Here is a 22,262-nt window from a genome sequence, read left to right as displayed (position 1 = left end):
ATGGCAACGCCGAAAAACAGGTGGTTACTGCGCCTTGCTCCGTGGTTTTTACCGCTCGGCCTGGTGGCAGTCTGGCAGCTGGCATCGTCCATGGGCTGGCTGTCCACCCGCATTCTGCCCTCTCCGCAAGGCGTGGTGGAAGCCTTCTGGACGCTTTCCGTCAGCGGCGAGCTTTGGCAGCATCTGGCAATCAGCTCCTGGCGGGCAGCGATCGGCTTTTCCATCGGCGGATCGATTGGCCTGACGCTGGGACTGATAAGCGGTCTGTCACGTTGGGGCGAACGCCTGCTGGACACCTCGGTGCAGATGCTGCGTAACGTCCCGCATCTGGCGCTGATCCCGCTGGTGATTTTGTGGTTCGGTATTGATGAATCCGCCAAGATCTTTCTCGTCGCGCTGGGCACCTTATTCCCGATTTACATCAACACCTGGCATGGGATCCGTAATATCGATCGTGGGCTGGTGGAGATGGCACGCAGCTATGGGTTATCCGGTATTTCGCTGTTTATCCATGTGATCCTCCCCGGCGCCCTGCCCTCAATTATGGTTGGCGTGCGTTTTGCCCTCGGGCTGATGTGGTTGACACTTATCGTCGCGGAAACCATTTCGGCTAATGCTGGAATCGGCTACCTGGCAATGAATGCCCGCGAGTTTCTGCAAACGGATGTGGTGGTGGTAGCCATTGTTCTCTACGCCCTGCTTGGCAAGCTTGCCGACGTCAGCGCGCAATTACTGGAACGTATTTGGTTACGCTGGAACCCGGCTTACCATGCGAAGGAGGCCACCGTATGAATACCGCTCGTTTAAATCAGGGAACACCGCTACTGCTTAGCGGCGTGACGAAACGCTACGGCACCAATACGGTGCTCAATCAGTTAGATTTGCACATTCCGGCAGGGCAATTTGTCGCCGTGGTCGGTCGCAGCGGCGGCGGAAAAAGCACATTGCTGCGTTTGCTGGCCGGTCTGGAATCACCCAACGCAGGAGAATTACTCGCCGGAATCACACCGCTGGCGGATATTCAGGACGATACGCGGATGATGTTCCAGGATGCGCGCCTGCTGCCGTGGAAATCGGTTATTGATAACGTAGGCCTGGGTCTGAAAAGCAACTGGCAAGATGCTGCCCGTGATGCGCTGACTTCCGTTGGGCTGGAAAATCGGGCGCTGGAATGGCCTGCCGCCCTTTCCGGTGGACAAAAACAGCGCGTGGCGCTGGCACGTGCATTGATTCATCGTCCCGGGCTGCTGTTGCTGGATGAACCCCTCGGCGCGCTGGATGCCTTAACCCGCCTTGAGATGCAGGATTTGATTGTCTCTCTGTGGCAAGAACACGGCTTTACCGTACTGCTGGTCACCCATGACGTCAGCGAAGCCGTGGCGATGGCCGATCGCGTATTGCTGATTGAGGACGGGAAAATCGGTCTGGATTTAACGGTAGATATCCCGCGTCCACGGCGGATGGGTTCAGTGCGCCTGGCGGAACTCGAAGCGGAAGTGTTGAATCGGGTGATGCAAAGGGGGTATACCGAGCAGGCCGTACGTCGACACGGCTGATAATGCCGGATGGTGACGCAATTGCATCATCATCCGGCAACATTATCAGGCTAATGCTTTGGTTATCTTCTCGAACAGATCGCCAGAGAGATTCTCCAGACCTTTCAGCTGTTCCAGTGCCGCACGCATCTTCGCCTGGCGTTTGGCATCATAGCGTTTTAAGCGGATCAACGGCTCAATCAGACGTGATGCCACCTGCGGGTTACGGCTGTTCAGCTCGGTCAGCATATCGACCAGGAACTGATAACCGCTGCCATCTTCCGCATGGAACGCCGCCGGGTTGCTGCCCGCGAAAGCGCCAATCAAAGATCGGATACGGTTCGGGTTGCTCATGCTAAAGGAGCGATGCTGCAACAGGCCACGTACCGTTTCCAGCACATTGTCCGCCGGGCTGGTAGACTGCAGGATAAACCATTTATCCATCACCAGACCGTCATGATGCCACTTGTCATCATATGCCTGCATCAGCGCATCGCGGCACGGCAACTGCGCCGCTACCGCTGCAGACAAGGCCGCCAGCGCATCGGTCATATTATTGGCTTCGCGGTATTGCTTGCTCACCAGAGTATCTGCCAGATGCGTTTCGCCGAAGGCCAGGAAGCGCAGACAGGCATTACGCAGCGTACGTTTGCCAATATCGCCATGCTCAACGCGATACTCATCCAGATGATTAGCGTTATAGATGGCGAGGAATTCATCCGCCAGTTCAGCCGCCAGCGTGCGGGTTAACGCCTCGCGCACCTCGGTAATCGCCACCGGATCGATAATCTCAAACAGCTCAGCAATCTCATTCGCCGAAGGCAGCGTCAGGATCTCTGCCGCCAGCGCCGGATCGATTTTCTCGTCCAACAGAATCGCGCGGAACGCATCGGCCACGTGTACCGGCAGCGACAGCGGTTGTCCCTGCTGATGGCGGGCAACGTTGAGCTTTATGTAGGTTGCCAGCAGGCTTTGCGCCGCATCCCAGCGTGAGAAATCATTACGAGCGTGGCGCATCAGGAAAGTCAGTTGCTGATCGCTCCATTTATATTCCAGTTTCACCGGTGCAGAGAATTCACACAGCAGCGCCGGAACCGGCTGGAAGTAGACGTTATCAAAGACAAAGGTCTGTTCTGCCTGGGTAACGTTGAGCACGGAATTCACCGGATGCCCGCCTTTTTGCAACGGGATTACTTTGCCTTCGTTATCATATAACTCAATGGCAAAAGGAATATGCAACGGCTGTTTTTCGGTCTGATCCGGCGTGGCTGGCGTACGTTGGCCGATTGTCAGCGTGTACTGTTCAGTTGATGGATTATAGTCATCACGCACGGTCACAACTGGCGTACCGGACTGGCTGTACCAGCGGCGGAAATGCGAGAGATCGACGTTGGATGCATCTTCCATCGCCTGCACGAAATCATCACAGGTCGCCGCGCTGCCGTCATGGCGTTCGAAATAGAGCTGCATTCCCTTCTGGAAATTTGCCTCACCCAGCAGGGTATGGATCATACGAATCACTTCTGCACCCTTTTCGTACACCGTCAGGGTATAGAAGTTGTTCATTTCGATAACTTGATCCGGGCGGATAGGATGCGCCATCGGGCTGGCGTCTTCGGCAAACTGCAGACCACGCATGGTGCGCACATTGCTGATTCGGTTTACCGCGCGAGAACCGAGATCGGAGCTGAACTCCTGATCGCGGAACACGGTTAAGCCTTCTTTCAGGCTCAACTGGAACCAGTCGCGACAGGTGACGCGGTTGCCGGTCCAGTTGTGGAAATATTCGTGACCAATGACGCGCTCAATATCGAGGTAATCTTTATCGGTGGCGGTATCGGTACGCGCCAGCACGTATTTGGAGTTAAAGATGTTCAGACCTTTATTCTCCATCGCGCCCATATTAAAGAAGTCGACCGCGACAATCATGTAGATGTCGAGGTCATACTCCAGACCAAAACGCTCTTCATCCCATTTCATGGAATTTTTCAACGAGGTCATCGCCCACGGTGCACGATCCAGATTGCCGCGATCGACATACAACTCCAGCGCTACTTCACGCCCGGAACGGGTGGTAAAGGTGTCGCTCAGGACATCGAAATCACCGGCCACCAGCGCGAACAGATAACACGGTTTCGGGAACGGATCCTGCCACTGCACCCAGTGACGACCATTATCCAGTTCCCCCTGTGCAACGCGGTTACCGTTGGAAAGCAGGAACGGGTATTGGGTTTTATCGGCGATAATTTTGGTGGTAAAGCGCGCCAACACATCCGGGCGGTCAAGATACCAGGTAATATGGCGGAAACCTTCTGCTTCGCACTGCGTGCATAGCGCGTCGCCGGACTTATACAGTCCTTCCAGTGCAGTATTAGCTGCTGGGCTTATTTCATTCACGATACGCAGCGTAAAACGTTCCGGCAGGTGGCTGATGACCAGAGCACCCTCTTCTTCTTTATACTCTGTCCACGGTTCGTCGTTCACGTGGATTGACACCAGGGTCAGATCCTCGCCATCCAGGCGAAGAGGAGCATCAGACGCACCATGACGGACAGCCTGGCTCACGGCAGTGACCACGGTTTTTTCAGCATCCAGGTCAAAGGTCAAGTCAATATCAGTAATCTGGTAATCCGGCGCACGATAGTCGTGGCGGTATTTGGCTTGTGGCTGTTGTGTCATAAAAAACCTTTAGCATCTTTGGTAGAGTCTCGGGTTCAGTCTATTCCTGTTGCGTAAATCGCGCTACGCAGAATGTTCATCTTTTCAGGTACAAACACCCTTTTTGCTACATTTGTATAACACGAGGCACGAATTGCCCTCGACCAGAAAGACAGCTTATGGTGTGATCGGGGTTCAATAAATCGCTAAACAGGGTATACTCCAGCGGTTTTCTTAGTTGTTTATTGTACTAAACGCTCCCGTGAGAGGATGCTACTGCGCACCTATGACACAATTCGCTTCTCCTGTTCTGCACTCGCTGCTGGATACAGACGCTTATAAGTTGCATATGCAGCAAGCCGTTTTTCACCACTACTATGATGTACAAGTAGCGGCTGAATTTCGCTGCCGTGGCGATGACCTGCTCGGTATTTATGCCGATTCTATTCGCGAGCAGGTGAATGCTATGCAGCACCTGCAACTGCAGGAGGACGAGTACCAGTGGCTCTCCGGCCTGCCCTTCTTTAAAGCCGACTACCTGAACTGGTTACGCGATTTTCGCTATAACCCGCAACAGGTGTGCGTTACCAACGATAACGGTAAGTTGAATATTCGCTTAACCGGCCCGTGGCGTGAAGTGATCATGTGGGAAGTCCCGCTGCTGGCGGTGATTAGCGAGCTGGCGCACCGTTACCGTTCGCCTGAATCAGGCGTCCCACAGGCACTCGATGAGTTGGAAAGCAAACTAGTCGAATTCTCTGCTTTAACGAAAGATATCGATATGTCCCGCTTCCATCTGATGGATTTCGGTACGCGTCGGCGTTTTTCGCGTGAAGTACAGCAGGCTATTGTTCAACGTCTTCAGCAAGAGCCGTGGTTTGTTGGCACCAGTAACTACGATCTTGCCCGCCGCCTGTCATTAACCCCAATGGGAACCCAGGCGCATGAATGGTTCCAGGCGCATCAGCAAATTAGCCCTGAGCTTGCCACCAGCCAGCGCGTCGCGCTTGCCGCCTGGCTGAACGAATATCCCGACAAGCTTGGCATTGCGTTGACCGACTGCATCACCATGGATGCATTTTTACGCGATTTTGGCGTTGAGTTTGCGACCCGCTATCAGGGTCTGCGCCATGACTCTGGCGATCCGGTGGAATGGGGTGAAAAAGCCATCGCGCATTACGAAAAGCTGGGTATCGATCCACTCAGCAAAACGCTGGTGTTCTCCGATAATCTTGATTTGAAGAAAACGATTGAACTTTATCGCCACTTCTCTTCTCGCGTGCAGCTGAGTTTTGGTATCGGCACGCGTTTGACCTGCAATATTCCTCAGGTCAAGCCGCTGAATATCGTTATCAAGCTGGTTGAATGCAACGGCAAACCGGTGGCGAAGCTATCCGACAGTCCGGGTAAAACCATTTGCCACGATAAAGCGTTTGTCCGTGCGTTGCGCAAAGCCTTCGACCTTCCGCATATCAAAAAAGCCAGTTAATCACCCCAGGGAGTCGTTTCGGCTCCCTTTTCGTATTTATTTCCGAAATCTTTCACTCCAGCTACGAATTCTGCTTGTCTGATTGCAGATGCCAGGTAACATAGGTATCCCCCCATTACGGGTGGACATGTGTTTATATATCCGACTATTAACAGAGAGACTATTATGAGCGTAGTGCCTGTAGCCGACGTACTCCAGGGCCGCGTAGCCGTTGACAGCGAAGTCACCGTGCGCGGATGGGTGCGTACCCGCCGAGATTCAAAAGCTGGCATCTCCTTCCTCGCCGTTTATGACGGTTCCTGCTTTGATCCTGTACAGGCCGTCATCAATAATTCTCTGCCCAATTACAATCAAGACGTATTACGTCTGACGACGGGCTGCTCGGTTATCGTGACGGGTAAAGTCGTTGCGTCTCCTGGACAGGGACAGAGCTTTGAGATTCAGGCCACCGAGGTTGAAGTGACCGGCTGGGTTGACGATCCTGATACCTACCCAATGGCAGCAAAACGTCACAGCATTGAGTACCTGCGTGAAGTGGCGCATATGCGTCCACGTACCAACATGATTGGTGCAGTCGCGCGCGTACGTCATACGCTGGCACAGGCGCTGCATCGCTTTTTCCACGAGCAGGGTTTCTTTTGGGTATCGACTCCGCTGATCACCGCTTCAGACACCGAAGGTGCGGGTGAAATGTTCCGCGTTTCGACGCTGGACCTGGAAAACCTGCCGCGTAACGATCAGGGGAAAGTCGATTTCGACAAAGACTTCTTCGGTAAAGAAGCGTTCCTGACCGTTTCCGGCCAGTTGAACGGCGAAACCTACGCCTGCGCCCTGTCCAAAATTTATACTTTTGGCCCGACTTTCCGTGCAGAAAACTCCAATACCAGCCGCCACCTGGCTGAGTTCTGGATGCTGGAGCCGGAAGTCGCTTTTGCCGATCTGAACGATGTTGCGGGCCTGGCTGAAGCCATGCTGAAGTACGCGTTCAAAGCCGTACTGGAAGAGCGTGCAGACGACATGAAGTTCTTCGCTGAACGTGTCGACAAAGACGCGGTTTCACGCCTGGAGCGTTTCATTGAGGCTGACTTCGCGCAGGTGGATTACACCGACGCAGTAAGCATTCTGGAAAAATGCGGTAAAAAATTCGAGAACCCGGTCTACTGGGGCGTTGACCTGTCTTCTGAGCACGAGCGCTACCTCGCCGAAGAACACTTTAAAGCACCAGTAGTTGTTAAAAACTACCCGAAAGATATCAAGGCGTTTTATATGCGCCTTAACGAAGACGGTAAAACCGTCGCCGCAATGGATGTTCTGGCGCCGGGAATCGGTGAAATCATCGGTGGTTCTCAGCGTGAAGAACGTCTTGACGTGCTGGATGCCCGCATGCTGGAGATGGGTCTGAACAAGGAAGATTACTGGTGGTATCGCGACCTGCGTCGCTACGGTACCGTTCCGCATTCCGGTTTCGGTCTGGGCTTTGAGCGTCTGATCGCTTACGTCACCGGCGTGCAAAACGTGCGTGATGTTATTCCGTTCCCGCGTACACCGCGTAACGCCAGCTTCTAATTCTGAATGATTCATCCAAAGGCCAGCAGCATTGCTGGCCTTTTTTATATCCATCGCCCAGGCAACGACCTTCACTTATGCCGACGCGCAATTCAACCTGAATGCAACCCCATCCATCTTCCTTCCTGTTACGTAATATTTCGCTGCAACATTTGCGCACAAAAAATAATCAGCACTTTTATTGTGGATTAGCATTTTCTGACTAAATAGAACAATTTTTAACCATTTGCACGGCATTCTGGACGGCTAAAAATAGTCAACTGTAAACGACGATCTTTCCAGCATCTGCGCAGAAAAGATCCGTTATGCAGATTAAATATAAGAAAATCATATAAATAGAAATGAATTCGGTGATTTATAGCGCAGCGACAGCTGAAATTTGAAGTTGTTCACAAAGTTGCATAAAAATAACAATTTGTTACACATTTTTTCTTTTTGAAACCAAATCTTTATATTTGTAGCACTTTGACGGTAGCGAAACGCTAGTTTGAATGGAAAGATGCCTGTCAGACACATAAAGACACCAAACTCTCATCAATAGTTCCGTAAATTTTGATTGACGGAATTTATTGGCGGCAGTGGCAGGTGTCATATAAAAACCGATGAGGGTAATAAATAATGATGAAGCGCAATATTCTGGCAGTGGTTATCCCTGCTCTGCTGGTAGCCGGGGCAGCTAACGCTGCAGAAATCTATAACAAAGATGGCAACAAAGTAGACCTGTACGGTAAAGCAGTAGGTCTGCACTATTTTTCCAAGCACAACGGTGAAAATAGCTACGGTGGCAACGGCGACCAGACCTATGCCCGTCTTGGTTTCAAAGGGGAAACTCAGATTAATGGCGACCTGACCGGTTACGGCCAGTGGGAATACAACTTTGCCGGCAACAACGCTGAAGGCTCAAACGCGCAGGACGGCAACAAAACCCGCCTGGCCTTTGCTGGTCTGAAATTTGGCGATGCAGGCTCTTTCGATTACGGTCGTAACTACGGCGTCGTATACGATGCACTGGGTTACACCGATATGCTGCCAGAATTCGGTGGTGATACTGCAGCTTCCGATCAGTTCTTCTCTCAGCGTAACGGCGGCCTCGCAACTTACCGTAACTCCAACTTCTTCGGTATGGTTGAAGGCCTGAGCTTCGCTGTACAGTACCTGGGCAAAAACGAGCGTGATGACGTTCGTCGTTCTAACGGCGACGGCGTTGGCGGTTCTATCAGCTATGAATACGAAGGCTTTGGTATCGTGGGTGCATACGGCGCTGCTGACCGTACCGATGCACAACAGAATCCGCTTCTGCGTGGTCACGGCGACAAAGCTGAGCAGTGGGCAACCGGCCTGAAGTACGATGCTAACAGCATCTACCTGGCAGCGAACTACAGCGAAACCCATAACGCAACCCGTATCTCCAACGGTTATGCAAACAAAACTGAAGACGTGCTGTTGGTTGCTCAGTATCAGTTCGACTTCGGCCTGCGTCCGTCCATCGCCTATACCAAATCTAAAGGTAAGGACATCGAAGGTATCGGTGACGTAGATCTGGTGAACTACTTCGAAGTGGGTGCGACTTACTACTTCAACAAAAACATGTCCACCTATGTTGATTACATCATCAACCAGATCGATTCCGACAACAAACTGGGTGTAGGCTCTGACGACACCGTTGCTGTTGGTATCGTTTACCAGTTCTAATAGCAGACCTCTTTGTTATATGCCTTAAAAACAGGACTTCGGTCCTGTTTTTTTATATCCGCCAGCGGATTCTTGCGTCTTTAAAAAACACCCCGGCTTTTCGTCACTAACGGTTGGCATTTTGTAAATCTCCCGTTAACCTGATAGCGGACTTCCCTTCTGTAACCACAATGGAACCTCGTCATGTTTGAGAACATTACCGCCGCTCCTGCCGACCCAATTTTGGGCCTGGCTGATTTGTTTCGTGCCGATGACCGCCCAGGGAAAATAAACCTCGGGATCGGTGTATATAAAGATGAGACAGGCAAAACGCCGGTGTTAACCAGCGTGAAGAAAGCCGAGCAATATATACTGGAAAATGAAACCACCAAAAACTACCTTGGCATTGACGGTATTCCGGAGTTTGGTCATTGCACTCAGGAATTACTGTTTGGTAAAGGTAACGCACTGATTAACGACAAACGCGCGCGTACAGCACAAACCCCTGGCGGTACAGGTGCACTGCGTGTGGCTGCTGATTTTCTGGCAAAAAACACCTCAGCTCAACGCGTATGGGTGAGTAACCCAAGCTGGCCGAACCATAAGAGCGTCTTTAACTCCGCCGGTCTGGAAGTACGTGAGTACAATTATTACGACGCGGCAAACCATTCCTTAGACTTTGATGCACTGCTGGCAAGCCTCAGTGAAGCACAGGCGGGTGACGTGGTGCTGTTCCACGGCTGCTGCCATAACCCAACCGGTATTGACCCTACGCTGGAGCAGTGGCAAACGCTGGCGCAGCTGTCGGTCGAAAAAGGCTGGTTGCCGCTGTTCGACTTCGCTTATCAGGGTTTTGCTCGTGGTCTGGAAGAAGATGCCGAAGGCCTGCGCGCATTCGCAGCTCTGCACAAAGAGCTTATTGTCGCCAGCTCTTACTCCAAGAACTTTGGTCTGTACAATGAGCGCGTAGGCGCCTGTACGCTGGTGGCCGCCGATGCCGACACCGTTGACCGTGCATTCAGCCAGATGAAGTCTGTCATTCGTGCCAACTATTCCAACCCACCGGCCCACGGTGCGTCAGTTGTCGCCACCATTCTGAGCAATGATGCCCTGCGTGCTATCTGGGAGCAGGAACTGACCGATATGCGCCAGCGCATTCAGCGCATGCGTCTGCTGTTTGTGAATACATTGCAGGAGAAAGGTGCAAACCGCGACTTCAGCTTTATCATCAAACAGAACGGCATGTTCTCCTTCAGCGGCCTGACGAAAGAACAGGTTCTGCGTCTGCGTGAAGAATTTGGTGTTTATGCTGTTGCTTCCGGACGCGTGAACGTGGCGGGTATGACGCCAGATAACATGGCACCGTTGTGTGAAGCGATTGTCGCTGTACTGTAAGTGACGAAAGACTAAAAAGGCCGCTGCTGCGGCTTATTTCTTTCTTTTAATCAACTGAAATAAAAGGATTTATTTCTATCAATGTCCACGCATTGACCACATCAGTAAAATAACCCCGTTTCGGCGGGGTTTTTCACACACTGCCCTCTAAGCACAAAATCACAAGATCTCTGCTTTCCAACAAGTCAATGATCTATGCTTTTAGGGATTTTCTTATGGCTCTTACTGTTTGCAAGGAATGTAAAAAAGAGGTTTCATCAACCGCAAAGACGTGCCCACATTGCGGAGTCTCAAGCCCCGCTGTCATTCCCCCATCGAAAAAAGAAGCTGCGGGTGGATGCCTTATCCTTGTGGTACTGGCAATAATCGTCTGCTGGCTTTGGTCATCGTGTTCAAGTGATAAAAGCGATACAACCAAAACCGCAGACGCAGAAAAAGATGTTAAAACCTGTGCAGCTACGGATGGACAGTGCTTATTCAACAAAGAGATCGGAGCGGCCATAGTGCAATGCGTTCCACTTGTTGAACGCTCAGCAAAATTTGATTTTGAATGGACCGATGGTGTACTAGAGCAAAAATTTTCTAGATTCATACTGGACAGCAAAAAAGGGCAACTAACATATTTTGGCGATAAGGTTAAATTTTCCAATGGGTTTAACGCAAAAACAACAATGACATATTCCTGCACAATTGATCTTAAAACTGAAGGTGTAGTTGATTTCAAAATTAAGCAGGGAAGGCTATAACAATACTTGCTTGAGAAGCAAAACAAGGCTCGGCAGCGACCGAGCCTTTTTGTTACTCTTCGCAACTTAGCTCTAAAATTTTCAGTTATTGTATTTGGCCAAAACACCCCGCATGACGCGCCGTTCCTACCTTTCCTGATTTTTACGCCAATGTAAAATGATCGTTTATTTGATCGTTTCTGGTGACAAAAAGTAGTTAAAAGCCTTTATTTACATAGCGTTGCGTTTTTAACACTTTCCCGAATTGATCGTTAAAACTGAAAAAAAATGAAATCTGTTTCAATCTTTTCAGTTTGCGAACTCTGACAGACCGCCAGTGCTGGCGCGGGCTGGCGGGGTGGTTTGTAGAATTTTCTAACTGAAATAAACTCTCAACACAAAAAGCGCAGGCGGGTGCGGTGTAGCGCCGTTTTTGTCACGTGGTTGATTGCGTTGCGTGGGCTGTGGCTCGCTGTGCGGCATCCTGCTGCATTGATCGTTTGATGGTGTTGCGCTGGCATGGGGTGGCTGTGTGGGCTGCTGTGGTGGCTCTGGTTGCGTCTGGGGAGGACGTAAAAAAGCCCGCATTTTGCGGGCTGTGAGTGTGGTGCTTAATGCTTATGCGATGATGGGTTTATATTTCTCAGTCAGCGCCTGGGCCTGTGTAGCTATCGCCGTAATGTCCGGGGCGTTGGTTGGCTGGCGTGTCTCGCTATCCGTTTCAGTGTGGGTATGTGACGCAAGCGCAGCAACCAGAGTGTTAAGCAGGTCGAGCGTGTCCAGCATGAGTTGCGTGACGTTTACTTCCTTGCTGCCCAGCCACACGGTTGGCGCGGTGATCTGCTGCGTTGTCGCTGCGGTGCTGCTGCGCGTTCCGCCGCTGGTCTCGGTAATGTCTCCGCTCGCTGTGGTCGTGATGCCGCCGCCCACATCAACGGCTGATTTACCTGCAATCTTCTCCGTCTTATCCGTGCCAATGCTGGCCACTGAACTGCCCTTCACACCCAGACTATGATCGCCGGTCGTCACGTGCTGGATGGAACCGGCCATTAATGTGGACTTGCCCACAATGGTGGAAGTGTCGTTAGCCTTAATCGTCGTTGTACGTTCTGTCACACTGCGCTGCTCTGAGTCAGCATTCACGACGCGCGACATTGACGACTCATTGATCGCCTGGTCAGTCTGCCGCACCCAGTCACCGGAGGTTGTCACGCGCTGCGACACTTCGGCGCGCTGCTGCTGGAGCTGCTCACCGGGTTTAATGTCCGGCAGGCTGTTACCCTGTGATATGGCCTGACGAACAAACGGGCGATCCTGCCGCCCATCCGCAAAACCGATCTCCACCATTGTGCCGGGTGGCGGGTAGCTGAAGACACCAGCATCATTCCCACCCATTGGGGTTGGCAATGGGATGGCCGGATAAACAGGAGTGTCTTTTGCCGGGTTCCCGTCAGCATCAAGCAACTGCAGATCGACGGCGTAACGCGGACGGAACGGATTAGATATATTCCCCGCCTGCGTGTCTTCCGCTGGAGCCTGAACACGGGCAAATTTCGGCAGGTGAAGCCCAGATGTAAGTTCGGGGTAAATCTGTTCAATCTGGCGGCGCAAAGGTGGCTTTTGCATTGGTTTGCCAGTAGTCGCGCTGATGGGCGTCCAGGTTAAATCCATCATTGGGCCGTACAGCCTGACATGGGTAATGCGCTGGCCATTAACGATCACGCCGGGGCGGATTGACTGAACCACCGGAATAGTAAGGGTTTTCCCGTTTGCGGTCTGCTGGCTAAACTCGGCGGGGATATCCACCGCTGTGGAAAGCATCATTTTGCCAGCCTCGCCTATATAGACTGAGCCATCCGGCAAGGGACACCAGATATAATCCGGGATGCTGAATGCTTTCCCCAGATCGTTGAGTAGCTGATGCCCTGAACCGGAATGCGTGAAATATGGCGCGGGCGTGTCGGTATACTTCACACCATCAGGTAAGGCAATGGTCAGGCCGCTCTGATTGTGCAGCCAGTCAGCAATCTGCCTCAGCGTCGGATGCTGGAATGAGCAGGGCAAATCCCCTTCCAGCACTCCCGCCATTTCCCGCACAAACAGGCGCACGGTTCCATTTTCCGCAGGCTGGCTACGTTCGACATACCCCGTAAACCAGCGAAGTAACAGATCCGGATAACCCACATCGAGGCGCACAACCTGCCCGGTATAGTCTTTAGGGGTGCTCGCCGTGATAAAACCACGTCCGCAGGTGTTTAGCTCAAGAGCCAGATTAAGATCGGCAACGTTGATTTCATCGCCTGCCAGCTGTAACCGCGTAATCTGTTTCATTTGCCACCTATCATGTCATTTATCGGCTTGAGCACCTTGCTCTCAAACCATGACATTTGCTCTTCACTTTCCTGCGCATCAGCCGAACCTGTCCCGCCATTGCCGCCCGGTGTTTGTTTTTTGCTGTTAACCTTGCCGTCTGCGCGCTGTTCTTTTTTCTCAGCAACACTCACCTGCTCACGCAATGTGAACGTCACCGCCCAGGCCTGTGTGCCGTCATCTTCCGGCGCGTCAACACTTCCGGTAAATACTGCCTCACGAAAGTTCACAGCGCGGGCTGTGGAATGGGCCACGCGGTAAACCTGCTTTGCGCCATTGCTGCCTGTTGCCCCAGCCATCTGGAAGATACGGCGCAAACTGTCCGGATCGGTAAAAGGCACTATGCCCGCAACCCGCATTTCCTTCGCCTTTGTCCCCTGCTCTGATGCGGTAGTACTGGACGACTGACCGGACTGATCCTTATCCGGCAACTTCATTGATATTGTCACCTTCAGGTTTTTCAGCGGGACCGGCTCGCCGTTAAGGGCTAAGTTAATGTTTGCTGCGGACATAATTCACCCCTTAAAAATCATATGTCGGTTGCCACTGCCCTGAGCGCATAACGTCTGCATGACGCTGCGCGCGTTCCGGCGTCTGGCGCGCCCAGGAGCTATCCAGCATTTGGGTTGCAACTTCCGCCCAGTCCTCTGCCGCCATAGCAGAAAGCGCACAGTGGAAGCCCGCCAGACCTGAAACACCCATTTGATAGGCCATGCTGGTGAGGATGTCTTTTCGCTCCTGGTTACAATGTGCCAGAGCAGTGGCGATTTCACTGTTGCTCTGCATGCTCGCCAGCGTTCCGTTTACGTTATCCTGCAACCAGGCGTTGATGGTGTTATCGCTCAGCGAAAAAGTGTAATGGCTCAACGGCGCGCCTGATGGCCCCAGTTTGAAGCCAACGCCTGTTGTCGGATATCCCAGGCTGTCAATATATGGGTTATAGCGGATCCCTTCTTCCTGTCTTAACAAGGGGATGATTTGCGATTCGTTACGCTGTTTCATAGCGGTACTCAATTAATTGCCAATATCGTGAATCATTGCGTTGATGGCCGATAAATCCGGCGCAACAAACATCATTGCGGCGGTATAGCCCGCCGCGCTATCAGGTACACCCTTAACCAGTTCTGATGCGGTTGTTACCAGATCGCCCGACATTGAGAAGGCGTGAATTCTGGCGCTTTTGGCGATCAGATCCCCCGCCGCTGTCGCCGCGTCCTCTGCTATCTGCTGGCATGTGGTGGCAAAGCTGGCTATCGCCGCCTCAATATCCGCCACACTGGCGGGCGCTGCTGCCGCCTCTTGTGCCGCTGTAATGGCTGATGATGCCGACATGGTACGGGCTGTTGTAACAGACAGCAGTTGCGCTTCAGGCAGTGCGTTGCGCGGTTTATCCGGTAATTGCATCTTGTCTGTTGCGAGTGTGGCCATTGATTGCGCCAGTCTCGCAGTCTGGGTAAATGATGGTGTGGGGAATACATCAGCCAGCGCGTTGAGTGCTGCCATAAATTCGCTGTGCGATGAGCTGGCCACCATCATAACGATGGTGTCAAACGTTCCGCCTGTGCTGGCCAGCTTGCCCGCCAGATACTGACAGGCATTTGCCGGACTCAGATAATTGCCGTTACCCGTCTCCTGCCCCAACCCGTAAATATAGGGATGTGCCGGAACCATTGAGCAACTTAACGCAGGCAGTGCATCAGAAAAGATAAGATCAGCATCGCGCCAGCTCATGATTACTCTTTCCCGCTCTGGTTCATTACCTGTTCAAAGTTGGCCTGCGCGGCCTCGGCCTGCTGCTGCGTAGCGGTGGCGTGCTGGCTCGCAGCAACCGCCGCCGCTTTCGCCGCAACACCTGTCTGATTAGCCCTTGCGTCTTCACGCTCGGCCTGATGAAGCGTTGCCAGCGCTTTATTTTCGTTAGCCTGCTGTTGTAATAAATCATGCGGGGCGCAGGCAGACATAAGCAAAGCACCCATAATTACGGGAATAAATAACGGTTTCATATTAATGGCCTTACAAAGTTAATATCTTCCGCATCATTGCGTTTATTAATTCACGCTGTCCGTAGCGTAAATAAATCAAATAACAGAATTCGGTTGCGCCGGAAAAGCGGCTGGTAATTGCTGCAAATCTTCTGGCGTCATTGTGCGAAGGTCGCAAAGATAATCCTGCCACAACGCCATCAGGTCAGTATCACCATCCAGAGAGCGGCCTCCATCAATGCCAGCCTGTAAAGTTGCGATAGCTGAAGTGGCAATGACGGCGCATTTAGCTCGCAACCCGGCATTCTCTGCCAGCACCTTTGCAGTAACGAGTTCCCCATCCTGATAAAACTCCCCTGTGCCTTCGTCATATCGCCATACACCATCAAATGTGACGCCTTCCGGGTATTCATCAATACCGAAAACACTTTCCCCAACATGCGGAGCAATAGTGGACGGGTCGGCATCTATATAACGAACTATTCCCGTTGAGGTACTTACAACGCAGGTATAAGGCTGCGTAATTGTCTTTTGAAAATCGTAGTAATTTTCTCCGTCCGCATTTAGAGAACCACTCACCAATAACGGTGGGGCGTTTTCAATTGGTTGCACATAGATATTTTCTCTTTTTGTACAATTAAAATGGTTCATAATTTATACCCAGGCTACGTTATAAAAAGATCCGTTAATTTCGTACTGCATCTGTCTGGATTCCTGTGTTGATGGGTTGTCCCAACCATTTGTTGCATATATGCCTGTTAATATTCGCTGGGACGAATCATATACGCCCTCACTACCATTTATGCCGTAGTTAGCCATACGAATACTGCTTACAGATGGTGGTGGATTACCGGGTGAATATTGAGGAACCCATGGAAGCCATGGGCCGCTTCCATCAAAATTACCTGAAAGACCTCGCGTGAATTTTTGTCCCGAATTAAAAGTCGTATATTCCTGCTGGCAACCATAAGCAGAGGGAGTAACTAACAGCGTACCGGATTGCTGCGTTGGATAGTGCAATTCCGGCGTGGCGTAAACATCCATCTGTTGGCTATAGACGCCCACAGACGAACTTGCGCCCAGCGTGTTCAGGTCAACGGTCAGGGGGGACGGATAAAGCGGCATTGCGCCGGTATCCAACGGTCCAGGTGGATTCCTGCCTGAATACAACAGATCCCACGGAGTGGATGTATTGTTGTCACCGTTGAACGTCCTGAAATACAAACGCCCGTTAGCGTAATCCGCAGCTATTTGCCCCCTGTATCCGGTGTATTCAGCAGATTTAGGGCTAAGCCCCCACCAGTCGATTACAGCACAGTTAGCTGGCGGAGCATTTAACGCCTCGTTATATACAAACGATGTCGAACCTGATGGCGCGTCGTTAAAATCAGTCCCTATAGAAAATGTTGCTGTTGACAAAGCCAGTGCGGATACATCTTCGGCAGTTGGTTTATTCAGCGTTCCGTAAAGCTCATTTACACGCTGTGCCGAAATAGTGCCGTCAGCGTTAATCTGCAACCATTCTCCAATAACGTGGCCGTCAGCACGCACAAATAGATTACCCGAGTATGCCCCGGCTTCAGGATTGGTTGTGTACAGTAAATGCACCCCTGCTCCGTAGCTACCGTAGCGATTATTGTCAGGACTGCCATTCTGCAAAAAAAATCCGGAGGGATAGCCAGCAGGAGACGAAAGAGCCGTATCTACCGCCAAGATAGCGGCATTACCAACCCCGTGGTCACCAACCGTCAAAACACGCCACAGGGTGGAATCAGTTGTTGACGTTGTAAGTGTTCCCGTTGCTGCTGTGCCGCAGCCGGTGTTTGCCCTGGCTTCGGCCTGCGCCTCTGCGCCAGCGTCAGCTATTTCCGCTAAATTATTTTTGGTCTGCAAATAGCCGGACAGTGCCTGGTTATCCTTTGAGCCGGACGGGCGCAGATCTGTTACCGCTCCATTTGCATCAATGCTGGCAACCGCAAAGACATAGTGCGCCGTTCCGTCTGCATCGGTGTAATTGCTCAAATCGCTGGCCAGTGTGATTTGTTGCTGCACATTCCAGACGCTGGTTAGTGTGCCTTTCCAGCAAGCGTCAACATATACACTGATGGGCTTCGCGGTCACATTCAGGGACTGATCGGCATTCAGTTGGACGCGCAGCCCATCAACATAACCAACGCCCGCATCAATCGTATAACCATCCGTTGGGTTGCCCCATACCAGATACCCGTCACCGAAAAACGCACCGTAGCCGTAAATGTCCATATTCTCCAGACGCTGGCGATCGTCCATTCCAGCCAGTCGGGCGGTAAAATCAATCTGCCATGTCTCTGCCGGGGTGGTGATAGAGGTCGCCGTTGCTGCGCCGTCATACTCCATCAAAAAGGAGCGCGTCAGCGTGTTACCCTGCTGGCCATCAGCGTTTTTAAACTTCTGCTGTACCGGCGCATGCGTCACCATACCCAGCAGGCTGGTTGCGCTGTTAACCAGACCGATCCAGTTGAAATCAAAGTCGCCCACTTCAGCGCCCATGGTCACGGAGTAGACCACTTCGTTATTGTTGATAACACCCGGCAGGGTTACGGCCTGCTGATAAACAATGTAATCAACCGGTATTTGCTCGCTGCGGTCAATTGGGACGTCTGGATCGAGGTCGGGAACATTGGCAAAGATGAACTGATCAAGCGTAACTGCACCACCGCTGGCAACCTGTTGCGTCAGGTAGCCCTCAAAGGCAGTGGTAATAGCTGACTGTGACATTATTGAATTCTCGCACTAAAAACTGTTGAACTCTGCAGACTCCTGGCGGTGGAAGCTGCGACCGGCAGTGATGCCGGAAAATACTGATACTCGCCACTGATGACGCCGCAGCGCATTGCCAGCGGCAGAACGGTGATCACCTGGAAGCGATAGCGGCGGCAGGTTCGCCCGTACATCTGGATGATGTTCATCATCAGATCGCTATTGTCAGCAAGCTGGCTGTCACTGACGTTGACAGTGATAATGTCCCAGTCCAGATCGGGCTGGCGCTCATCAAGCTCAACATACCCAATCCCCAGACGCTTAAAGATGCTGATAAAGCCCGCTATTTCTCCCGCATCCCTCGCGTTATCCATCGCATAAAACACGCGCTTGCGATAAAGACTAAGCGGCTCACCGTCCATTCGCGATATGTCACGCTCGTAGGCCAGCAGGTCAAGGATCCGCTCGTCGCAGGTCAGTGCATTGAACTGACGCAGCGGGTACTGCACCCAGAAGGCCATACGTTCCCAGTACAGGCGGCAGGCGTTAAGCAGCTTTACCGGTTCGCCTTTGCTCATCCATGACGGCAGGCTAAGGCTTTTAAGCTGTTGCGCCAGCGTGGTCAGGTAATCAGTCATGGGCCAGTACCAGCGACAGCGAATTCAGGCGCGGGACGTTCAGATCGCTGACAATATCCGTTAGCGAAAATTCGACTGAATCCAGTACGGCAAAATTGCGGTGCAGCGCCTGGCCGAGTTTTGAAAATGAAAATCGTGAATATGGCCACGTCTTTTCAACGTCGTAATCGGCGTTCTCACGGAATGCGCAGCGAACAAGGTTTTCTGCATTGGTTTTCAGCTCGGACTGCTGTCCATCGGTCATGTTGTCGGGGCTTGCCACATACAGCGTTACGGTCAAATCCTGCTGCGTATCCGGCAGTGCAAAGCACTGCATGTCATCCCCATGGCCGTGGTGTCCCTCGTCATTGATGTACGTGTTAACGGCGGCGATAAACGGATCGGACGCAACGCCGGTGTCCAGAAGTAAGTAGGCGTTTGCCGTTCCGGGGCCGCGCGGGGCGTCATGCTCGAAGAACACGCGATCAATAGACAGCCCGGCAACGCTGGCTATCATGCTGCGGTATACGGCGTCAGTGTGATAGTTGCCCAACAGGTTGTACTGGTTGCGGCAGCGCTCGCGCAGCTCGTCGTCACTCTCCTGATCTGCCCCCGGTGTTACCAGCCAGTTATCGTCATTGGTCGCAGATGCGATACCGTCCACCGCAGTAGGCAGAATATGGTAATAGCCCGGCGCTAAATCGTAGGCTGTCCCGGTTCCGGTGGCGGTAACCGGGATTTCTGCACCGTCTGACCCGGCATCAATGGTGTAATCCGCATCTGCCGTGACGGAATAAATCACGCCGTTAATGCGCTCCGTCTGGATGACAGTTCCCGCAGGTACTGTCACCACCGCTGTGGCATCCTGCTTGGTAAAATAAATCGTACCCTTTGCGGCGGTGGCCTGCTTACGACTAAGGCGCAAACCCCAGGCGAGCAGGTCCAGCAATTTTCCAGTCGCGGTGGCCACAAACATGCCAGGCATGATGGCGTTGACCAGTGCATCCTTAATCCACATCACCGGCGTTGTGACAATGACGGTAATCAGACGCCAGAAAGGCGACATTGACGAGGTGTTAGTGATCATCCCCTGTGCTTCAACGGCCTTTTCAAACTCGGCGTTCGCTTCATCAGGTGTGACCGGCATTCCGGCGCCTTCTAAGACCTCTTCGAAATCTACCTGTGGAATATCATTTGTCGCCATTAATCCACCGTTACCGATACGTTGCCAAAATCATAAGTCGAAGCCGTCACCCATAACCGCCCTTCCGACTCTTCATTGATGACTACTGAGCCGGGAATAATTCGTTCATCACTTTCAACCAGCAATTCCATTTGCGTAAAAATATCGCCACGCATTGTTGGGCTACGCTCTTTAACTAATGCGGTAGCAAGGCCGCTCTCAATAATGGAGTGCACAATGTCCTGTGCAATACTCTGGTCGTTATTGCAGAGTATTGGCTCATTACCTGAATTAAGAACAAAGTCGCCATTTTCAATTAATAAATCAACATAGAGAATCTCACTCATAACGGTTGTACCTCCTGCCATTCCATTAATTGCGCTGGCGTCAGTGGTTGTTGTGGGTAAATATTTACCTGTCCAATGTGCTTACTTTTATCAACGGCTGATTTATTGTTATTTATTTGCCCGTTAATCCCACCTGGTGCAACGCCCTGTAAATCTGTTCCGGTTGACAGCGTATTTGACACTGGCGACGGTGGCGCAGGCGCTGACACATCCAGATTGATGCCCGGAATGTTATTTAGCTTTTCTGCTATCCAGTTCCATGCGCCGGAAAAACTGGATTTAATCCACTCCCAAAGCCCTGAGAACAACCCTTTGATTGACTCAATCATTGAGGTGAATACGCCCGTTAGCGAGAAATTGCCAAAGGCGGCAACCAGCCAGTCCCAGCCCTGGACGATCCACTGCCAGAGACCGGCGAAAGACTCACCGACCCAGTTAGCGGCAGCAACCAGTGCCTGCCAGACTGCGGTATTGGCTATCGCGGCGTTCAGTTCATCCCAGTGCTTATAGAGTTCGTATGCGCCAAAGGCGAGCGCAGCAATAGCAACAACGGCCAGAAGTATTGGCCAGTCAATTGCAGTCATAGCTGCGGCACAGGCGTCCAATGCCGTATTGAAAAGCCACGTAACAGCAGTTGTAAGTGTGACCTCTCCGCGCCACAGCTTCATGAGGAAGCCGCAAACATTAGTGACAATTGCCATCAGACGCTCGGCAATGGTTGCCTCTGTCATGCTGAAAGTGAGCATCTTAATAACCAGATTTAGCGGCCATAATGCTGCCTTGAGCAGTCCCGCCGATACCTTCCAGACGGCAAACGCGCCCGCTGATGCGATGGCCGCTGTAGCGACCAGACCAATAACATGTGCGATATTGGGAAATAACGTCATCCAACGCTCAAATTCTTTCGCAGTATCTTCTGCGCCTCCGGCCAGCTTATTGAATTCCGGTAGCAGCGTTTCTCCAATGGTGATCCTGATGGCGTCATAGGTTTTATTCAGTCGGTCCATGGTGCTGGCTTGTGCTGCGGCCATATCCATTGCGCGGCGCATACTGTCACTGCCGCCCAGCTCACGCATCGAATTTTCAAGCTGTTGCGTATTGCCATAAAGCTGAGAGACAACCAGCGCACCGGAACCAAAGGCGGCATTCAGATCGGCTTGCGCTTTGGCGTTGCCCTCAATGCTTTTGCCGTACTTGCCCTGAATCTCCTGAAGCAAGGTCATCATAGGCAGCAGCTTGCCGCTACTGTCTGTTGCTGCCAGTCCGAGCTTTTGCATGCCGCTGGTCGCACTTTGCATGAACGCCTCATAGGATCCGCTGGCTTCATTGCCCATTGTCTTATGAAGCTGGCCCAGCACGGCGAACTGCTCATCAAGCCCAACGCCCTGCGACGTTCCCGCACCGTGCGCCCCCTGCAACATGTCCTGCATATCCGCGATCGATGTACCGAAAGCCTGTTTCATATAGGCCATTTTTCCGGTCAGCTCTTCCGCAAATTTAGACTTGCCCATGCTGTCCGCGTAGGTTGCGAACTGGCCAAACATCTGACGGAAAAAGCCGGAAGCCTCTTCCGTTGAGCCGCCCACCGCTGCGGCCATCAGATTGGCCGCATAGGTCACTTTGGGTAACTCCTGATCGGTCAGGCCGTTGATGGAAGAATTAATCATCGCCGTGGACTGCACAAACTCCGTTGCGCTCTTGCCGTAGGCCATGCTGAAGTTAAGCGCGTCGTCATGCGCCTGCTTCAGCGCGGTGTCATCCACGCCCATAGCGGCGGCTTTCTTCATTTCCTGCTGCATTTCCAGCGCCGGAGACATTAAACCTTCAGCGGACTGAATAGCGCCCCATGCCACCATCGCCCCCGCGCCAATATCCAGAAACGACTGCTTGGCCACTTTGCCAAAGCCCATCATTGAGCCTTCAATCTGCTTAAGCGGGCGCGTCACCTTGTCGATCAGTGCAATGGTAAAGTCGAGTTCTTTCAC

The 22,262-nt window shown here is 52.2% G+C and carries 19 protein-coding genes; 7 read left to right on the top strand and 12 right to left on the bottom strand.

Annotated elements, in window-relative coordinates; translation table 11 throughout:
- A complete protein-coding gene (gene ssuC, locus JQ822_RS03175; protein ID WP_213132244.1) occupies nucleotides 1-792 on the top strand; it encodes an aliphatic sulfonate ABC transporter permease SsuC in 792 nt (263 codons plus the stop codon).
- The gene (gene ssuB, locus JQ822_RS03170; protein WP_213132243.1) at nucleotides 789-1,556 is read left to right on the top strand and encodes an aliphatic sulfonates ABC transporter ATP-binding protein; all 768 of its coding nucleotides are present in this window, start codon (nucleotides 789-791) and stop codon (nucleotides 1,554-1,556) included. Before ssuC ends, ssuB begins: the two co-directional genes overlap by 4 nt.
- Nucleotides 1,557-1,601: 45 nt before the next feature.
- Here the strand turns inward: ssuB and pepN are convergent, their stop codons facing one another.
- Nucleotides 1,602-4,214, bottom strand: a complete 2,613-nt coding sequence (gene pepN / locus JQ822_RS03165) for an aminopeptidase N (RefSeq protein WP_213132242.1) — start codon at nucleotides 4,212-4,214, stop codon at nucleotides 1,602-1,604.
- A 265-nt stretch (nucleotides 4,215-4,479) separates the two neighbouring features.
- On the opposite strand from pepN, the gene pncB reads away from it, so the two are divergent.
- From pncB to JQ822_RS03140, 5 genes are all read left to right on the top strand, one after another.
- Nucleotides 4,480-5,682 (top strand): nicotinate phosphoribosyltransferase, encoded by a 1,203-nt coding sequence (pncB, locus tag JQ822_RS03160; RefSeq protein ID WP_213132241.1) that lies wholly within the window; start codon nucleotides 4,480-4,482, stop codon nucleotides 5,680-5,682.
- A gap of 165 nt (nucleotides 5,683-5,847) precedes the next feature.
- On the top strand, nucleotides 5,848-7,248 hold the full coding sequence (gene asnS, locus JQ822_RS03155; RefSeq protein ID WP_135322491.1) for an asparagine--tRNA ligase: 1,401 nt from the start codon (nucleotides 5,848-5,850) through the stop codon (nucleotides 7,246-7,248).
- 618 nt (nucleotides 7,249-7,866) lie between these two features.
- A complete protein-coding gene (gene ompF, locus JQ822_RS03150) occupies nucleotides 7,867-8,940 on the top strand; it encodes a porin OmpF (RefSeq protein ID WP_213132240.1) in 1,074 nt (357 codons plus the stop codon).
- A gap of 183 nt (nucleotides 8,941-9,123) precedes the next feature.
- Entirely contained in the window at nucleotides 9,124-10,314 is a 1,191-nt protein-coding gene (gene aspC, locus JQ822_RS03145) for an aspartate transaminase (protein ID WP_213132239.1), read from the top strand.
- Between the two features lie 215 nt (nucleotides 10,315-10,529).
- Nucleotides 10,530-11,060: a hypothetical protein gene (locus JQ822_RS03140; protein WP_213132238.1), complete on the top strand. Its 531-nt coding sequence runs from the start codon at nucleotides 10,530-10,532 to the stop codon at nucleotides 11,058-11,060.
- Nucleotides 11,061-11,657: 597 nt separating this feature from the next.
- Here JQ822_RS03140 and JQ822_RS03135 read toward each other — a convergent pair.
- The 11 genes from JQ822_RS03135 to JQ822_RS03085 form a co-directional block, all read right to left on the bottom strand.
- On the bottom strand, nucleotides 11,658-13,370 hold the full coding sequence (locus JQ822_RS03135; RefSeq protein WP_213132237.1) for a hypothetical protein: 1,713 nt from the start codon (nucleotides 13,368-13,370) through the stop codon (nucleotides 11,658-11,660).
- Nucleotides 13,367-13,921: a baseplate complex protein gene (locus JQ822_RS03130; protein WP_213132236.1), complete on the bottom strand. Its 555-nt coding sequence runs from the start codon at nucleotides 13,919-13,921 to the stop codon at nucleotides 13,367-13,369. The genes JQ822_RS03135 and JQ822_RS03130 overlap by 4 nt, the downstream gene beginning before the upstream one ends.
- Nucleotides 13,922-13,931: 10 nt before the next feature.
- A complete protein-coding gene (locus tag JQ822_RS03125; RefSeq protein WP_213132235.1) occupies nucleotides 13,932-14,411 on the bottom strand; it encodes a glycoside hydrolase family protein in 480 nt (159 codons plus the stop codon).
- Between the two features lie 12 nt (nucleotides 14,412-14,423).
- Nucleotides 14,424-15,140, bottom strand: coding sequence for a hypothetical protein (locus JQ822_RS03120; RefSeq protein WP_213132234.1), 717 nt, complete (start codon nucleotides 15,138-15,140; stop codon nucleotides 14,424-14,426).
- Nucleotides 15,141-15,142: 2 nt separating this feature from the next.
- Nucleotides 15,143-15,412 (bottom strand): hypothetical protein, encoded by a 270-nt coding sequence (locus JQ822_RS03115; RefSeq protein WP_213132233.1) that lies wholly within the window; start codon nucleotides 15,410-15,412, stop codon nucleotides 15,143-15,145.
- 75 nt (nucleotides 15,413-15,487) lie between these two features.
- Nucleotides 15,488-16,042, bottom strand: coding sequence for a hypothetical protein (locus JQ822_RS03110; protein WP_213132232.1), 555 nt, complete (start codon nucleotides 16,040-16,042; stop codon nucleotides 15,488-15,490).
- A 3-nt stretch (nucleotides 16,043-16,045) separates the two neighbouring features.
- Nucleotides 16,046-18,148: a phage tail-collar fiber domain-containing protein gene (locus tag JQ822_RS24300; RefSeq protein WP_244848683.1), complete on the bottom strand. Its 2,103-nt coding sequence runs from the start codon at nucleotides 18,146-18,148 to the stop codon at nucleotides 16,046-16,048.
- Entirely contained in the window at nucleotides 18,148-18,768 is a 621-nt protein-coding gene (locus JQ822_RS03100) for a hypothetical protein (protein WP_213132231.1), read from the bottom strand. Before JQ822_RS03100 ends, JQ822_RS24300 begins: the two co-directional genes overlap by 1 nt.
- A complete protein-coding gene (locus JQ822_RS03095; RefSeq protein WP_213132230.1) occupies nucleotides 18,761-19,951 on the bottom strand; it encodes a baseplate J/gp47 family protein in 1,191 nt (396 codons plus the stop codon). The genes JQ822_RS03100 and JQ822_RS03095 overlap by 8 nt, the downstream gene beginning before the upstream one ends.
- Nucleotides 19,951-20,277, bottom strand: a complete 327-nt coding sequence (locus JQ822_RS03090; RefSeq protein WP_213132229.1) for a DUF2590 family protein — start codon at nucleotides 20,275-20,277, stop codon at nucleotides 19,951-19,953. Before JQ822_RS03090 ends, JQ822_RS03095 begins: the two co-directional genes overlap by 1 nt.
- A complete protein-coding gene (locus tag JQ822_RS03085) occupies nucleotides 20,274-22,262 on the bottom strand; it encodes a phage tail tape measure protein (protein WP_213132228.1) in 1,989 nt (662 codons plus the stop codon). The genes JQ822_RS03090 and JQ822_RS03085 overlap by 4 nt, the downstream gene beginning before the upstream one ends.

The sequence above is a fragment of the Citrobacter sp. FP75 genome (assembly GCF_018342065.1).
In the GTDB taxonomy this organism is placed as follows: domain Bacteria; phylum Pseudomonadota; class Gammaproteobacteria; order Enterobacterales; family Enterobacteriaceae; genus Citrobacter.
This window is presented reverse-complemented; position numbering and strand designations above follow the sequence as displayed.

Excerpts from the sequence above, each read along its gene's own strand:
- ssuC (WP_213132244.1), top strand. The coding sequence starts at position 1 with ATGGCAACGCCGAAAAACAGGTGGTTACTGCGCCTTGCTCCGTGGTTT.
- ssuB (WP_213132243.1), top strand. The coding sequence starts at position 789 with ATGAATACCGCTCGTTTAAATCAGGGAACACCGCTACTGCTTAGCGGC.
- pepN (WP_213132242.1), bottom strand. The coding sequence starts at position 4,214 with ATGACACAACAGCCACAAGCCAAATACCGCCACGACTATCGTGCGCCG.
- pncB (WP_213132241.1), top strand. The coding sequence starts at position 4,480 with ATGACACAATTCGCTTCTCCTGTTCTGCACTCGCTGCTGGATACAGAC.
- asnS (WP_135322491.1), top strand. The coding sequence starts at position 5,848 with ATGAGCGTAGTGCCTGTAGCCGACGTACTCCAGGGCCGCGTAGCCGTT.
- ompF (WP_213132240.1), top strand. The coding sequence starts at position 7,867 with ATGATGAAGCGCAATATTCTGGCAGTGGTTATCCCTGCTCTGCTGGTA.
- aspC (WP_213132239.1), top strand. The coding sequence starts at position 9,124 with ATGTTTGAGAACATTACCGCCGCTCCTGCCGACCCAATTTTGGGCCTG.
- JQ822_RS03140 (WP_213132238.1), top strand. The coding sequence starts at position 10,530 with ATGGCTCTTACTGTTTGCAAGGAATGTAAAAAAGAGGTTTCATCAACC.
- JQ822_RS03135 (WP_213132237.1), bottom strand. The coding sequence starts at position 13,370 with ATGAAACAGATTACGCGGTTACAGCTGGCAGGCGATGAAATCAACGTT.
- JQ822_RS03130 (WP_213132236.1), bottom strand. The coding sequence starts at position 13,921 with ATGTCCGCAGCAAACATTAACTTAGCCCTTAACGGCGAGCCGGTCCCG.
- JQ822_RS03125 (WP_213132235.1), bottom strand. The coding sequence starts at position 14,411 with ATGAAACAGCGTAACGAATCGCAAATCATCCCCTTGTTAAGACAGGAA.
- JQ822_RS03120 (WP_213132234.1), bottom strand. The coding sequence starts at position 15,140 with ATGAGCTGGCGCGATGCTGATCTTATCTTTTCTGATGCACTGCCTGCG.
- JQ822_RS03115 (WP_213132233.1), bottom strand. The coding sequence starts at position 15,412 with ATGAAACCGTTATTTATTCCCGTAATTATGGGTGCTTTGCTTATGTCT.
- JQ822_RS03110 (WP_213132232.1), bottom strand. The coding sequence starts at position 16,042 with ATGAACCATTTTAATTGTACAAAAAGAGAAAATATCTATGTGCAACCA.
- JQ822_RS24300 (WP_244848683.1), bottom strand. The coding sequence starts at position 18,148 with ATGTCACAGTCAGCTATTACCACTGCCTTTGAGGGCTACCTGACGCAA.
- JQ822_RS03100 (WP_213132231.1), bottom strand. The coding sequence starts at position 18,768 with ATGACTGATTACCTGACCACGCTGGCGCAACAGCTTAAAAGCCTTAGC.
- JQ822_RS03095 (WP_213132230.1), bottom strand. The coding sequence starts at position 19,951 with ATGGCGACAAATGATATTCCACAGGTAGATTTCGAAGAGGTCTTAGAA.
- JQ822_RS03090 (WP_213132229.1), bottom strand. The coding sequence starts at position 20,277 with ATGAGTGAGATTCTCTATGTTGATTTATTAATTGAAAATGGCGACTTT.